The 13,386-nt window shown below is 50.4% G+C and carries 12 protein-coding genes and 1 pseudogene; 7 read left to right on the forward strand and 6 right to left on the reverse strand.

From position 1 onward, the window contains the following. Window positions 1-137 precede the first annotated feature (137 nt). The 3 genes from ogt (at window position 138) to uspE (ending at window position 2,699) form a co-directional block, all read left to right on the forward strand. Window positions 138-653: a methylated-DNA--[protein]-cysteine S-methyltransferase gene (ogt, locus tag ACQ29O_RS11410; RefSeq protein ID WP_000945039.1), complete on the forward strand. Its 516-nt coding sequence runs from the start codon at window positions 138-140 to the stop codon at window positions 651-653. 195 nt (window positions 654-848) lie between these two features. Beyond that, window positions 849-1,601 (forward strand): fumarate/nitrate reduction transcriptional regulator Fnr, encoded by a 753-nt coding sequence (gene fnr, locus ACQ29O_RS11415; RefSeq protein WP_000611914.1) that lies wholly within the window; start codon window positions 849-851, stop codon window positions 1,599-1,601. A 150-nt stretch (window positions 1,602-1,751) separates the two neighbouring features. After that, window positions 1,752-2,699 carry a universal stress protein UspE gene (gene uspE / locus ACQ29O_RS11420; RefSeq protein ID WP_001262139.1) on the forward strand — a complete coding sequence of 316 codons (948 nt, stop codon included), beginning with the start codon at window positions 1,752-1,754 and terminating at the stop codon, window positions 2,697-2,699. Between the two features lie 54 nt (window positions 2,700-2,753). On the opposite strand, the gene ACQ29O_RS11425 is transcribed toward uspE, so the two are convergent. Next, the gene (locus ACQ29O_RS11425; RefSeq protein ID WP_000605645.1) at window positions 2,754-3,008 is read right to left on the reverse strand and encodes a DUF2534 family protein; all 255 of its coding nucleotides are present in this window, start codon (window positions 3,006-3,008) and stop codon (window positions 2,754-2,756) included. A gap of 238 nt (window positions 3,009-3,246) precedes the next feature. Between ACQ29O_RS11425 and ACQ29O_RS11430 the strand changes: the two genes are divergently transcribed. Beyond that, window positions 3,247-4,278 (forward strand): mechanosensitive ion channel family protein, encoded by a 1,032-nt coding sequence (locus ACQ29O_RS11430; RefSeq protein ID WP_000493665.1) that lies wholly within the window; start codon window positions 3,247-3,249, stop codon window positions 4,276-4,278. Between the two features lie 53 nt (window positions 4,279-4,331). On the opposite strand, the gene ACQ29O_RS11435 is transcribed toward ACQ29O_RS11430, so the two are convergent. Further along, the gene (locus ACQ29O_RS11435) at window positions 4,332-5,201 is read right to left on the reverse strand and encodes an aldo/keto reductase (protein ID WP_000456781.1); all 870 of its coding nucleotides are present in this window, start codon (window positions 5,199-5,201) and stop codon (window positions 4,332-4,334) included. A 275-nt stretch (window positions 5,202-5,476) separates the two neighbouring features. Beyond that, entirely contained in the window at window positions 5,477-6,382 is a 906-nt protein-coding gene (locus tag ACQ29O_RS11440; protein ID WP_020936991.1) for a LysR family transcriptional regulator, read from the reverse strand. A gap of 118 nt (window positions 6,383-6,500) precedes the next feature. Here ACQ29O_RS11440 and ACQ29O_RS11445 point away from each other — a divergent pair. Beyond that, a pseudogene (locus ACQ29O_RS11445) lies at window positions 6,501-7,437 on the forward strand (aromatic alcohol reductase). A gap of 96 nt (window positions 7,438-7,533) precedes the next feature. Here the strand turns inward: ACQ29O_RS11445 and ACQ29O_RS11450 are convergent. After that, window positions 7,534-9,147 carry a peptide ABC transporter substrate-binding protein gene (locus ACQ29O_RS11450; protein WP_020936992.1) on the reverse strand — a complete coding sequence of 538 codons (1,614 nt, stop codon included), beginning with the start codon at window positions 9,145-9,147 and terminating at the stop codon, window positions 7,534-7,536. Window positions 9,148-9,336: 189 nt separating this feature from the next. Here ACQ29O_RS11450 and mpaA point away from each other — a divergent pair, with 189 nt between their 5' ends. Further along, window positions 9,337-10,065, forward strand: coding sequence for a murein tripeptide amidase MpaA (gene mpaA, locus ACQ29O_RS11455; protein WP_000219111.1), 729 nt, complete (start codon window positions 9,337-9,339; stop codon window positions 10,063-10,065). Here the strand turns inward: mpaA and ycjG are convergent. Then, window positions 10,040-11,005 carry an L-Ala-D/L-Glu epimerase gene (gene ycjG / locus ACQ29O_RS11460; RefSeq protein ID WP_001258065.1) on the reverse strand — a complete coding sequence of 322 codons (966 nt, stop codon included), beginning with the start codon at window positions 11,003-11,005 and terminating at the stop codon, window positions 10,040-10,042. The genes mpaA and ycjG overlap by 26 nt on opposite strands. Before the next feature lie 115 nt (window positions 11,006-11,120). Between ycjG and tpx the strand changes: the two genes are divergently transcribed. Beyond that, window positions 11,121-11,627, forward strand: coding sequence for a thiol peroxidase (tpx, locus tag ACQ29O_RS11465; RefSeq protein WP_000084401.1), 507 nt, complete (start codon window positions 11,121-11,123; stop codon window positions 11,625-11,627). Between the two features lie 89 nt (window positions 11,628-11,716). On the opposite strand, the gene tyrR is transcribed toward tpx, so the two are convergent. Next, the gene (tyrR, locus tag ACQ29O_RS11470) at window positions 11,717-13,258 is read right to left on the reverse strand and encodes a transcriptional regulator TyrR (RefSeq protein ID WP_001235493.1); all 1,542 of its coding nucleotides are present in this window, start codon (window positions 13,256-13,258) and stop codon (window positions 11,717-11,719) included. Window positions 13,259-13,386 lie beyond the last annotated feature (128 nt).

Genomic DNA, 13,386 nt, shown 5'->3' on the forward strand with positions numbered 1-13,386 from the left:
GCTCTCTTTTTCTCCGCCTACGATATTACTGGCGCTAAATGTGTTATCCCTGACTATCTTTTAAGGAGTATGGTTGCGGGTATTCCTGGCATGATATCTTGTCTCTTACGTTAGATTAAGACGATGTGAGAGAACGGATGCTGAGATTACTTGAAGAGAAGATAGCCACGCCATTAGGTCCGTTATGGGTGGTTTGCGATGAGCAGTTTCGACTGCGGGCCATTGAGTGGGAACAGTACCGCGATCGTATGGAACAACTGCTAAATATCCACTACCGTCACGAAGGCTATGAACGCGTTTCTGCAACTAATCCCGGTGGACTCAGCGATAAGCTTACAGATTATTTTGCAGGCAATCTCGCCGTAATTGATACCCTGGAAACCGCCACGGGGGGCACACCTTTTCAACGGGAAGTATGGCAGGCGTTGCGCGCTATCCCCTGCGGGCAGGTGATGCACTATGGTCAGCTGGCGGCGCAATTGGGACGACCGGGCGCCGCACGCGCAGTCGGTGCTGCGAATGGCGCTAACCCCATCAGTATTGTTGTTCCCTGCCATCACGTCATTGGGCGTAACGGCACTCTGACCGGATACGCCGGTGGCGTGCAGCGAAAAGAGTGGCTATTACGCCATGAAGGCTATCTTTTATTATGAATATACAGGCAAAAAGTGCCTTACCGGTCACACTTTTATGTAAAGCAACAACAAATAAATTACGTATTTTCAAATAGATAAAAGTATTCATCAAACTTATACTTGAATTATTCCTTCTCCGGGATAGCTCAGACTTACGCGCTCACCAAAAAGATGTTAAAATTGACAAATATCAATTACGGCTTGAGCAGACCTATGATCCCGGAAAAGCGAATTATACGGCGCATTCAGTCTGGCGGTTGTGCTATCCATTGCCAGGATTGCAGTATCAGCCAGCTTTGCATCCCGTTCACACTTAACGAGCATGAGCTTGATCAGCTTGATAATATCATCGAGCGCAAAAAGCCCATTCAGAAAGGGCAAACTCTGTTTAAAGCAGGTGATGAATTGAAATCGCTCTATGCTATCCGCTCCGGAACGATTAAGAGCTACACCATTACCGAGCAAGGCGATGAGCAGATTACTGGATTCCATTTAGCAGGCGACCTGGTGGGTTTTGACGCCATTGGCAGCGGTCATCATCCGAGCTTTGCACAGGCGCTGGAAACCTCAATGGTATGTGAAATACCCTTTGAGACACTGGATGACCTGTCCGGCAAAATGCCTAACCTGCGTCAGCAAATGATGCGTCTGATGAGCGGTGAAATTAAAGGCGATCAGGATATGATTCTGTTATTGTCGAAGAAAAACGCCGAAGAACGTCTGGCTGCGTTTATTTACAACCTGTCCCGCCGCTTTGCGCAGCGTGGTTTTTCACCGCGTGAATTCCGCCTGACGATGACCCGTGGCGATATCGGCAACTATCTGGGCTTAACGGTCGAAACCATTAGCCGTCTGCTGGGGCGTTTCCAGAAAAGCGGCATGCTGGCGGTGAAAGGTAAGTATATTACTATTGAAAACAGCGATGCGCTGGCGGCCCTCGCCGGTCATACCCGCAACGTCGCTTAAACGTCAGCTAAACCATTGATGTTATCTTCTGCCATATCGTTAAATTTTTCTCATTTATTGATCTGGCAGAAGCGCTTCCTCTGTTTCATTCACCATATTTGAGTTACTCTTTAGTTACAAACTGCGATGACAGTTGTAAGGAGACCCTGTATGGCTATGTATCAAAATATGCTGGTGGTCATCGATCCCAATCAGGACGACCAACCCGCATTACGGCGAGCAGTTTATTTGCATCAACGGATTGGCGGCAAAATTAAAGCTTTCCTGCCTATTTACGATTTCTCGTATGAGATGACCACCCTGCTTTCTCCTGACGAACGCACCGCAATGCGTCAGGGCGTAATAAGCCAACGCACAGCCTGGATACGTGAGCAGGCGAAATATTATCTTGAAGCCGGTGTCCCCATTGAAATTAAAGTGGTCTGGCACAATCGTCCCTTTGAGGCCATCATCCAGGAGGTTATCGCCGGCAGTCACGAGCTGGTGTTGAAAATGGCGCATCAGCACGATCGACTGGAAGCGGTCATTTTTACCCCTACCGACTGGCATTTGCTGCGTAAATGCCCAAGCCCCGTGTGGATGGTCAAGGATCAGCCGTGGCCAGAGGGCGGCAAAGCCCTGGTCGCCGTGAACCTGGCAAGCGAAGAGCCTTATCACAATGCTCTCAACGAAAAGCTGGTAAAAGAGACCTTACAATTGGCGGAGCAGGTTAATCATACCGAAGTGCACCTGGTCGGCGCCTACCCCGTTACGCCAATCAATATCGCCATTGAGCTGCCGGAATTTGATCCCAGCGTGTATAACGACGCCATCAGAGGCCAGCATTTACTGGCGATGAAAGCGCTGCGCCAGAAATTCAGCATCGATGAAAAAGTTACGCATGTAGAAAAAGGCTTGCCGGAAGAAGTTATCCCGGATCTTGCTGAACATCTCCAGGCGGGGATCGTTGTGCTTGGCACTGTTGGACGTACCGGACTCTCGGCCGCGTTTTTGGGGAACACGGCCGAACAGGTCATTGACCATCTGCGCTGCGACCTGTTAGTCATTAAGCCTGATGAGTATCAGACACCGGTTGAACTGGACGACGAGGACGATTAATCCCTCTTGCGTCCTGCCGGATGGCGCTGCCATCCGGCCAACACCTCATCCCTGTTACTCATCTCCGCCGAGGAAATAGATCCCCAAAGGAATCGCCAGCAGAATAGTGAACACCAGACTGTAAACGAAAATCATTGCCGACTGAATGGCATACATAGAGCTTGTCCACTCGGACAGTGGAATATGATACTGCTCAATCACACCGCCGATAGTCGCGCGCGTTACCACCGATGCCGCAACGATAAACACTGCCAGCAGGCATAACAGAAATTTTTTCCCCTTCGCCGATTTCAGCTTCATCATGATCATAGTATTGTCCTTTACAGATGACTTTGTTACCTGATAGCAACAATACCATGACAATCACGCGATGTCTGCTCCATAAAACGTGACATTGTATTTACATAAAAAGTAAACCGCTGAGATTAAAGCTGATAGCACTATTTCTTCTTTTTACTTATCGATGATCTACGCGTTTATCCTGGGTAAAATACCTGTTAATCAGGTCATTCTGAGCTGTTATCGTAGGAAGGAGCGGAAAACAATAATGTTCACTGAATTTTTTCTCAAAAACGCATTTAATCTGGCGATACTTTTCAGTTGCGGTATGGCGTTGCTGGTCGTGAGATTTTGGCTCAGCCGTAACGTACAGTGGAAGAAAGGATTCACGTTCCATGCGGCACAGTTTTTTATTTACGCGATTATTATTGGAACCATCGGGAGCATCCTGAATAATGCTATTGAAGATTATAATTTGCGTTTTATCTCTTCCGGGGTCATTGATTTTATCTGCACCTCGCTCATTGCGCTTATTCTGACGATAAAACTTTTCCTGATTATTAACCAATTTGAAAAAGCACAGGTCAATAAAGGTAGAGATGTCACCAGTACCCGTATTCTGGCACGGGTCATAAAAATAACCATTATTGTCGCGATTGTCTTACTGTATGGCGAACATTTTGGCATGAGTCTGTCCGGTCTGCTGACCTTTGGCGGTATCGGCGGTATCGCTGTTGGTATGGCGGGCAAAGATGTCCTGAGCAATTTTTTCTCCGGTATTATGCTCTATTTCGATCGCCCCTTCAGTATCGGAGACTGGATTCGTTCTCCTGACAGAAATATCGAAGGTACGGTCGCCGAAATCGGCTGGCGAATTACGCGAATTAACACATTCGACCACCGCCCGTTGTACGTGCCTAATTCCGTCTTTTCATCCATTAGCGTTGAGAATCCGGGACGGATGACCAACCGTCGAATAAAAACGGTTATTGGATTACGTTACGAAGATGCCGACAAAATTGGCCTCATTGTTGACGCTATCAGAAACATGCTGCAGGCGCACAGAGATATCGATCAGAAACAGACGCTGTTGGTCTATTTTAATGAATTCGCCGACTCTTCGCTGAATATTATGGTGTATTGCTTTACCAAAACAACAGTATGGCAGGAATGGCTTGCCGTACAGCAGGATGTTTACCTGAAAATTATTGCGATTGTCCAGGAAAACGGCGCTGACTTCGCCTTCCCAAGCCAGACGCTCTATATCGATGACCCGGAGGCCGCGCCTGCGACAAAATAAAAGATAGCCGGTTAGAAGCTGTTCATGCGAGAAAACATCCGCAAGCGCCGGGATCAATCGTAGATTTTAACGCCAAGACAACCGCGAACAAATTCAGGATTAAAATGCTTCACCGCTTCGCCAACGTAGCCTAAATCAAGGGCGTTGATTTGAGCCATTTCATTATCCGTTAGTGAGAAATCCCAGATGGCAAAGTTCTCTTCAATGCGTTCCTGTCGAGTGGATTTAGGAATAACCGTGACGCCACGCTGCACGTTCCAACGCAGGACAACCTGCGCGATGGTTTTTTGATGGGCATCGGCAATCCTTTGAAGCATGACATTTTCATACGGTTTATGTCTCCCGCCGCCTAACGGCGCCCACGCTTCAGGCTGAACGTTATAATGCTTCATGGTTTCCAGCGCGGCGGGTTGTGCAAAGTATGGATGCAATTCGACCTGGTTTACCATTGGCGTAATTCTGACGGTTTCACAGAAGTTGGCTAACACATGCGCATAGAAGTTGGACACGCCAATGGCTTTTAGTTTACCGGCTTCATAAGCGTCTTCCAGCGCGCGCCACGCACTAAAATAATCGCCCATTGCCTGATGCAATAAATAGAGATCAAAATAATCTAACCCGGATTTTTTCAGCGACGCTTCAATACCTGCTTTGGCCAGATCGTAGTTAGCCATATCTTGCACCCACAGTTTAGAAGTAATAAATAACTCCTCACGGGTACACAGACCTGTCGCGATAGCTTTACGAACAGCGTCACCAACGGCATCTTCATTGCCGTATACCGCAGCGGTATCGATAAGACGATAACCGCTGCGAATAGCGCTTAACACTGACTGCTGACATTCTTCTTTGTCGGTTACCTTAAAAACGCCAAAACCCACCATAGGCATTTTAAGGTTGTTACTTAATATTGAATATTCCACGCTAAAGCACCCTTTCGTCGTAAAGACTCCATGATAAGAGCAAAATACAGGTACAATGAGTATTGTTAAATCCGATTATATTTATACAAAAAGTTCATTAATAACAGTTGTACAGATTTTTTATTGCATCCAAACGTTCCGTGCTTGCTATATCCTCGCCGTGTAGCACCTGTTTGATAATGCCTTTTACTTATGCGTCAAAAACCAGTACCGTCATTTTGACCGTCTGTGAAAAAGTTTTCTGAACAGGCAATGCGATATCCGGAATAATATTTTTAGCGAAGAGGCTCCGGCTGGCTCAGCGCCGTTTTGCACCAGTCATAAAAAGCGCGTACCGCAGGCGGCAGAAACCTGTTTTGCGGATAGACCAGCGCAAGCGGCAAATCATAAAAATGGTTGTCCATGCAGGCCACCAGCGCCCCGCTGTGCAGATACGGCGCAACCAGATAGCTGGCGACGCGAATTAACCCCAGCCCCTGTATTCCGGCCTGAATATAAGCGTCCGTATCATCGACAACCAGCGTCTCCTGCACCCGCATCGCGTAATCCTCCCCCTCACGCGTAAAAAACCAGTCGGTGGTACGCCCGGTGCGGTGGTTCAGGTAGCCGACCGCATGGTGTTTTTGCAGATCATCTAAATTTTCAGGGCTACCGTAACGCTCAATGTAAGTGGGCGATGCTGCTATCACCCAGTTAAAGCTGGCAAGTGGACGGGCAACCAGCGTGGTGGAATCATCGATTCTGCCGGCCCGAATCACGCAGTCATACCCTTGAAGGATAATATCCTCCACGCTATCGCTGGAACAAAGTACCAGCTCCAGCTCCGGATACTGGCACAAAAAGGCCGGGAGCGTAGGAATAATGCAATGCCGGGCGAGAGATTGCGGCATCCCCACTTTAAAACGCCCTTTGGGTTGTGCCGCCCGGCCGGGAAATGACGACTCCATGGCCGCGATATCTGCCAGCACTCTTTTGCACTCTTCGTAGTAACGCCGCCCCTCTGCGGTCACGCTAAGTTTGCGGGTTGTACGTTGCAAAAGTTGAATCTTAAGCCAGGATTCCAGTTCTTTAACCACTCGCGATACCGTTGAGCGCGGCACGCCAAGCACTTCGGCGGCTCTGATAAAACTATGGGTATCCACTACGCAAACATAGACCTGCATCGCCTCCAGCTTGTCCATTTTCCCCCCGCCAATTATCCCATTTATCAGAACAGTCTAACCCGTCTTCGGCGTCTTATCGAACGCAGATCCCTGACGTAATCTCTATCTACAGGTGAATCAACACAGAGAGGTGCAAATGAAACAATCCAATAATCAGGTGGGTGAAAAAGTATTGGTGCTGGGCGCGGGACAACTGGGGGCGTCAGTGCTGGCGTCGTTGGTTCCGGCGGTCACACAGCGTAATGGTTCCGTTTGCGTTATTGTGTCAGGGCGATCCAGGGATAAACAGAGCAAACGACGTTCCAGCATTCATCAACAACTGGCGGATGCCGGTGCGCGGTTTATCCCGGTCGACATCGCAGGCAGTTCGGTTGCAGCGTTAAAAGATCAATTCCACGGTTTTGATACGATCATCAATTGTATGGGGTTTGTCGCCGGTGCGGGTACCCAGATAAAAATCACCCGCGCGGTACTGGAGGCGGGCGTTAAGCGCTATTTCCCCTGGCAGTTTGGCGTGAATTACGATGTGGTCGGCAAAGGTAGTGGCCAGCCGGTGTGGGACGAACAGTATGACGTCAGGACGCTTTTGCGCGAGCAAAACGTCACGGAGTGGGTGATTGTTTCAACCGGTATATTTACCTCTTTTCTCTTCGAACCGGCCTTTGGTGTGGTCAACTTAGCCCAAAAAACCATCAATGCCCTCGGCGGATGGGAAATGCAGGTCACCGTCACGTCGCCTACGGATATTGGTCGCCTGACCACTGAAATTTATCTGCATCAGCCGCGTATCACTAACGAAGTCGTCTTTGTCGCGGGGGAAACGACCTCTTATGCAAAACTGGCGGAAACGGTCGAACGCGTGACGCAGCAAACTTTTACCCGAGGCGTGAGGCGTATTGACGCTACCTGACTTACAGGAGCAGCTCCGTTTACATCCGCATGACCCAATGCTGCGCTATCGCGTCGCCTTCGCGCGTGGTGACGGTATGTGGTGGCCGATGAGTGACACCTGGAATGCACAACATCATCTGCCGACACAGGATATTGCCGCCTGGCTGAAAACACAGCAATGAGAACGGCGGCATCAGGCGCTCGCTTAATCCCCATGCCTTCTGCCAGCATCAGGCGGCGGGCTTGGCTACCTTGAGTTAACAAGAAACCAGTACGCATCAGTGCTTCACGATATACATTGTACGGCTATAGGCCACATCTTCCGGGTTAGTAATGGGGTATCCCTTTACCCACGGTTTAATTAACCGGCCATTGGTATACTGATAAATAGGCGCTATAGGCGCTTGTTCCATTAAAATTTTCTCCGCTGCATTGTAATCCGCGTTACGCGCTTCGGCGGTATTTTCCATCGTCGCTTGCGTCAGGATTTTGTCATAAGTCGGATTAGTAAAGCGTGAAATATTCCCCGTATGCGTGGACGTTAATAAGGATAAGAAAGTCGACGGTTCGTTGTAATCACCCACCCAGGAGGCGCGAATAACATCAAAATTACCTGTATTCCGGCTGTCGATATACGTTTTCCACTCCTGGTTTTGCAATTTCACATCCACCCCCAGATTTTTCTTCCACATTGACGCCACCGCAATCGCGATTTTCTGATGGTTTTCTGAGGTATTGTAAAGCAGAGTTAATTTAAGCGGCTTCTGCGATCCGTAGCCTGCTGCACGCAGCAATGTTTTCGCCTGGGCGTTAAGTTCTTCCTGGCTCATTTGTTCAAACGGTGAAGGATCGGGCTTAAATCCTGCCGTGACATCCGGTGTAAAATGCCAGGCCGGTTTTTCACCGGTACCTAAGACTTTTTCCGCCATCAAACGGCGATCAATGGTCATACTTAGCGCCAGACGAACGCGGGAATCCGCCGTCGGCCCTTTCTGCGTATTAAACGCATAATAATAAGTCCCTAATCGCGGCGGCGTATAAACTTGCCCAGGAATATCCTTCAATAATTTCTGGTACATATTTTTAGGGAAAGATTCGGTGATATCAATATCACCGGCAAGGTAACGTTTCGTCGCAGCCGATTCTTGGTTAATGGGTAAAAATGTTACTTTTTGCAGTACCGTTTTCGCGTTATCCCAGTAATGCGTATTAGGCACGACCACCAGTTTTTCATTTACCACGCGCTCTTTAAGCACATACGCGCCATTGCCAATCAGTTTTCCCGGCTTCATCCAGTCTTTGCCGCTTTCGACATTCGCTTTTTGGACCGGATAAAAGGCAAAACTGGCGGTCAGACTGGCAAACCAGGGCAACGGCTTGTCAAGCTGAACACGCAAAGTGTGCGCGTCCACTGCACTGACGCCAAGCTGATCCGGCGTGACTTTACCGTCGATAATGGCTTGCGCATTAGTGATGCCAGCCAGCGCGGCAAACCAGGCGAAGGGGGAAAGCGTTTTGGGATCAACGAGACGTTGCCAGCTATAGACAAAATCCTGGGCGGTCACCGGCGTTCCATCGGCCCATTGCGCATTATCCCGCAACGTAAACGTCCAGATACGATTATCATTGCTCTTCCACTGGCTGGCGACGCCAGGGATAATTTCACCCTTTTCGTTCTGGTTAACCAGCCCTTCAAACAGATCGCGGATCACCTGAATTTCAGGCAGCCCAACGGCTTTCGCTGGATCTAACGAAGCGGGCTCACCTTTGATATGACGCACCAGTTCTTGTTTTTCTGCCAGTACCGCTCCGCCGGGAACATCCGCAGCATATGCCAGGGAAAAGCTGCTAACCAACAGCGCACAACAGGTTACTGAAACAGAATGTCTCATAGAAGTTCCTCAAAGATGAGTTAAATGACAACGTAATTATTTGTTTCAGCAAAAAGAAATGCAATTATCTTCCGCCAGAAAGTTGATATCGCGCCATACAAGAGGGTAAATAGAAACCATTTGATAATCGGCGGGTTTTACACAACACTACGATGATTACCCTACTGGTCTCAGCTTCGGGAAACGCGTATGACTGTCACCCGCCCCCGTGCCGAGCGCGGCGCATTTCCGCCAGGCACTGAACATTATGGACGTTCGCTACTAGGCGCGCCGCTAATCTGGTTTCCGGCACCTGCAGCCAATCGCGAAAGCGGTCTGATACTGGCTGGCACCCACGGGGATGAAACCTCATCCGTGGTGACGCTCTCCTGTGCGTTACGCACCTTAAATCCAACCCTTCGCCGTCATCATGTCGTACTTGCCGTTAATCCTGATGGCTGTCAACTGGGGTTAAGGGCAAATGCGAATGGCGTTGATCTAAACCGTAACTTTCCCGCCGCCAACTGGAAAGCGGGTGAGACAGTTTATCGCTGGAATAGCCGCGCGCAAGAGCGTGATGTCGTGCTGCTAACCGGCGACCATCCCGGCTCAGAACCGGAAACCCAGGCGCTTTGCCAGTTAATTCATCGACTCCAACCCGCCTGGGTCGTCTCTTTTCACGATCCGCTAGCCTGCATTGAAGATCCACGTCGCAGCGAGCTAGGCGAGTGGCTGGCCGATGCGTTTGCGTTGCCGCTGGTGACCAGCGTAGGTTACGAAACGCCCGGTTCGTTTGGCAGCTGGTGCGCCGACCTCAACCTGCACTGCATTACCGCCGAGTTTCCCCCTGTTTCTGCCGATGAAGCCAGCGAAAAATACTTGCTGGCTATGTCGAATCTGCTCCGCTGGCATCCTAAAGATGGAGTTGACCCGTCGTAAAGCGTAGCGCGGGCTCAACATCAACCGCCAGCCATGTTGGGCCATCAAGATCGGCGAAGCTCACCTGCGGCATAAGCGGCAGCGCGGCGCTAATCGCTCTTGATGTACAGAGCATACAGCCCAGCATCAGGCCGAATCCTTGCTCCCGCGCCTCCGTTGCCAGCGCCAGCGCCCCAGTCAGACCGCCGGTTTTATCCAGCTTAATGTTGATCATATCGTAGCGCCCCGTCAGGGCTTTCAGACTACTGCGAGTATGGCAGCTCTCATCTGCACAGATGGGCAACGGATGAATAAAATTTTCCAGGGCGGCGTCATCCTGCGTGGGCAGCGGTTGCTCCAGCATCGCGACATTCAGATCCGCCAGTAACTGGCAACGCGCCGCCAGCCCCTCCGGACGCCACGATTCATTGGCGTCCACAATGAGCGTCGCCTCCGGCACCGCCGAGCGGATCGCCACCATACGTTCGCTAATCAGACGAGCATCGAGTTTAATTTTCAGCAACGTCGCCCCTTTTTCCCATAGTGCCGCCGCACTGGCTGCCATCTGTTCCGGCGTACCTATCACTACCGTTTGCGCGGTAGTAAAAACCGGGGACAGCGTCACGCCGAGCAGCCCGGCAAGGCTTTGCTGCCGCTGGCGGGCCTGCAAATCCCATAAGGCGCTATCCACCGCGTTGCGCGCCGCGCCTGCCGGCAACAGTTTCTGCAATGCTTCGCGAGTCAGCCCGTTTTCCAACTGAGGCACAATACTCATGATTTGCGCCATGACCGAGGCATCACTTTCACCATAACGTGGATATGGCGTACATTCCCCGATGCCTTTTACGTCCTCTTCTTCCAGTTCGACAACGACAACATGCGCTTCGCTTCGGCTACCACGCGCAATAACAAAAGGCGTATGTAACGGCCAGGTTTCCTCATATACCTTAACAGATCTCATCTCTTCCCCTCTGATAGCGCCGGACGCGGCTTGCTACAAATAGTATTTGCCGTGTTAATGAATAATGACTTAAACTGGATTTCGACGTTAACTATAAGTAAATAGGAACATAATTATGTCACAGACTGTACATTTCCAGGGTAACCCGGTCACCGTTGCCAACGTTATTCCGCAGGCTGGTAGCAAAGCACAGGCTTTTACTCTTGTCGCAAAAGATTTGTCTGACGTTTCCCTCAGCCAATATGCAGGCAAACGCAAAGTGCTGAATATTTTCCCAAGCATTGATACTGGCGTATGCGCCGCATCAGTTCGTAAGTTTAATCAACTGGCCACAGAAGTGGAGAATACCGTCGTATTGTGCGTTTCTGCTGACCTGCCTTTTGCACAGTCGCGTTTTTGCGGCGCGGAAGGCCTGAGCAACGTTATTACGCTTTCCACTCTGCGTAATAACGAGTTTCTGAAAAACTACGGCGTCGAAATCGTTGACGGCCCGCTGAAAGGTTTGGCGGCGCGCGCAGTCATCGTGCTTGACGAAAACGACAACGTTATTTTCAGCCAGTTGGTGGATGAAATCACCCACGAGCCGGATTACGACGCCGCGCTTAATGTCCTGAAGGCATAAGCCAGCGCCTGCTGGCGCTACGTTTGTCAGTACTACAGGCGGTGCTCTTTTGTCACAAGAAGGCCTCTATCCGGAGGCCTTCTTTTTTTCTACTCTTCACCCTTCTTCTGGCTCAGACCATATTCACGCAGCTTATTGGCAATCGCGGTATGCGATACCCCCAACCGTTTCGCCAGTTTACGCGTACTCGGATAGCTACGATAAAGCTGGGTCAGGACAGAACGTTCAAAACGACTGGTAATGTCATCCAGCGAGCCTTCCATCGCATCCTCGCCGACTGCCACCGTCGCGGCATCGTAGTCAGGCAGCAGGATATCCTGCGGACGCAGCTCATACCCTTCCAGTTGCGTCAGCGCCCGGTAAATCGCATTTTTAAGCTGGCGAACGTTACCCGGCCAGCCGTAACGAGTGAGGACCGTACTCAGATCGGCAGACAGTTTCGGTCGCGGAACGCCCTGTTCGTCGGCAAAACGCGCCACGAACAGTTCGGTCAACGGCATAATATCCTGCGGACAATCGCGCAACGGCGGCAAATTAAGCGTCAGAACGTTAAGTCGATAATAGAGATCTTCGCGGAACAGTCCTTTTTGCACCAGCTCCACCAGATTTTTCTGCGTGGCGCAGATAACGCGGACATCAACATGAATTTCGTGATCTTCGCCGACGCGACGGAACGTACCATCGTTGAGAAAACGCAGCAGCTTCGCCTGCATACGCGGCGACATTTCGCCAATTTCATCCAGCAGCACCGAACCGCCATTCGCCTGTTCAAAGAAACCTTTTTTACCTTCCGGCGCATGGCCAAATAGTTCGCTTTCTACCGCATCTTCCGGGATTGAAGCGCAGTTGAGCGCCAGATACGGTTTCGCTGAACGAGGGCTTGCCTGGTGACAGGCATAGGCGAAAAGATCTTTGCCGGTTCCCGTATCGCCGGTAATCAGCAGCGGCGCGCTGAGCATCGCCAGTTTGCGCGCCTGCTCAACGACGTGCTTCATCTTTGCGCTCACGGCAATAATCTGACTAAACGCGCTCAGATCCTGCGTGGACAAATTCTGTAGCTGCTGTCCCATACGAATCGTGGAACGCAACATCACGACCGCCCCGGTCAACACGTATTCGTCATTTTCGTTTTGTAAATGTACCGGCGTAATCTCCATCAGGAAGTTTTGCCCGTTGATCACGACATGTTCGTTATGGGAGCTTTGCGGGTTACCGTCCAGCCAGCGCTGAAAATTGAAGCCGTTGATTAATTGTGCGGCGGTATGGTGCCGCATTCGCTCCTGGCTCTGGGCAAAAAGTTGACAACTCGCCGGGTTCGCCATCTCCACTTTACTCTTCATATCCAATGAGAGCACCGGCTCCGGCAACGCCTCAAGCAGCGCGCTCAGGGCCAGATGTTCACGTTCGGACGGCATCCAGGGAACGGTACGGACATCCGTTACGCCGGAAATACGGCGGATTTCTGCCATCAGGCTGCTGAAGTCGGTGAATTCCAGCTCAGCAAAATTAAGATAAATTCGCCCAATGGGATCAATCTCGATTCCGCGTAAATCAATGCTACGTAACACCAGTAAATCAAGTAATTCGCGGGTCAGACCAAGTCGGTCTTCACAAAAGACTTCCAGACGCATGGGAACCTTCACCTGAATAATGAACCATTAAATAGATGATAAGCCACTATTCGGCTGGCAGGAAGGATTCTGTCAACAAATATTGACAGCATGACGGAAAAACGGGCGCTGCGGCGTAAAGCCAGGCA

Source organism: Salmonella sp. GDC200615, from assembly GCF_050574145.1.
Classification (GTDB): domain Bacteria; phylum Pseudomonadota; class Gammaproteobacteria; order Enterobacterales; family Enterobacteriaceae; genus Salmonella; species Salmonella enterica.

Bases quoted from the DNA above. Each gene is read 5' to 3' on its own strand.
- ACQ29O_RS11450 (WP_020936992.1), bottom strand. From the start codon at position 9,147: ATGAGACATTCTGTTTCAGTAACCTGTTGTGCGCTGTTGGTTAGCAGC.
- ACQ29O_RS11430 (WP_000493665.1), top strand. From the start codon at position 3,247: ATGTTCACTGAATTTTTTCTCAAAAACGCATTTAATCTGGCGATACTT.
- ycjG (WP_001258065.1), bottom strand. From the start codon at position 11,005: ATGAGATCTGTTAAGGTATATGAGGAAACCTGGCCGTTACATACGCCT.
- tyrR (WP_001235493.1), bottom strand. From the start codon at position 13,258: ATGCGTCTGGAAGTCTTTTGTGAAGACCGACTTGGTCTGACCCGCGAA.
- ogt (WP_000945039.1), top strand. From the start codon at position 138: ATGCTGAGATTACTTGAAGAGAAGATAGCCACGCCATTAGGTCCGTTA.
- mpaA (WP_000219111.1), top strand. From the start codon at position 9,337: ATGACTGTCACCCGCCCCCGTGCCGAGCGCGGCGCATTTCCGCCAGGC.
- ACQ29O_RS11440 (WP_020936991.1), bottom strand. From the start codon at position 6,382: ATGGACAAGCTGGAGGCGATGCAGGTCTATGTTTGCGTAGTGGATACC.
- fnr (WP_000611914.1), top strand. From the start codon at position 849: ATGATCCCGGAAAAGCGAATTATACGGCGCATTCAGTCTGGCGGTTGT.
- uspE (WP_001262139.1), top strand. From the start codon at position 1,752: ATGGCTATGTATCAAAATATGCTGGTGGTCATCGATCCCAATCAGGAC.
- ACQ29O_RS11425 (WP_000605645.1), bottom strand. From the start codon at position 3,008: ATGATCATGATGAAGCTGAAATCGGCGAAGGGGAAAAAATTTCTGTTA.
- tpx (WP_000084401.1), top strand. From the start codon at position 11,121: ATGTCACAGACTGTACATTTCCAGGGTAACCCGGTCACCGTTGCCAAC.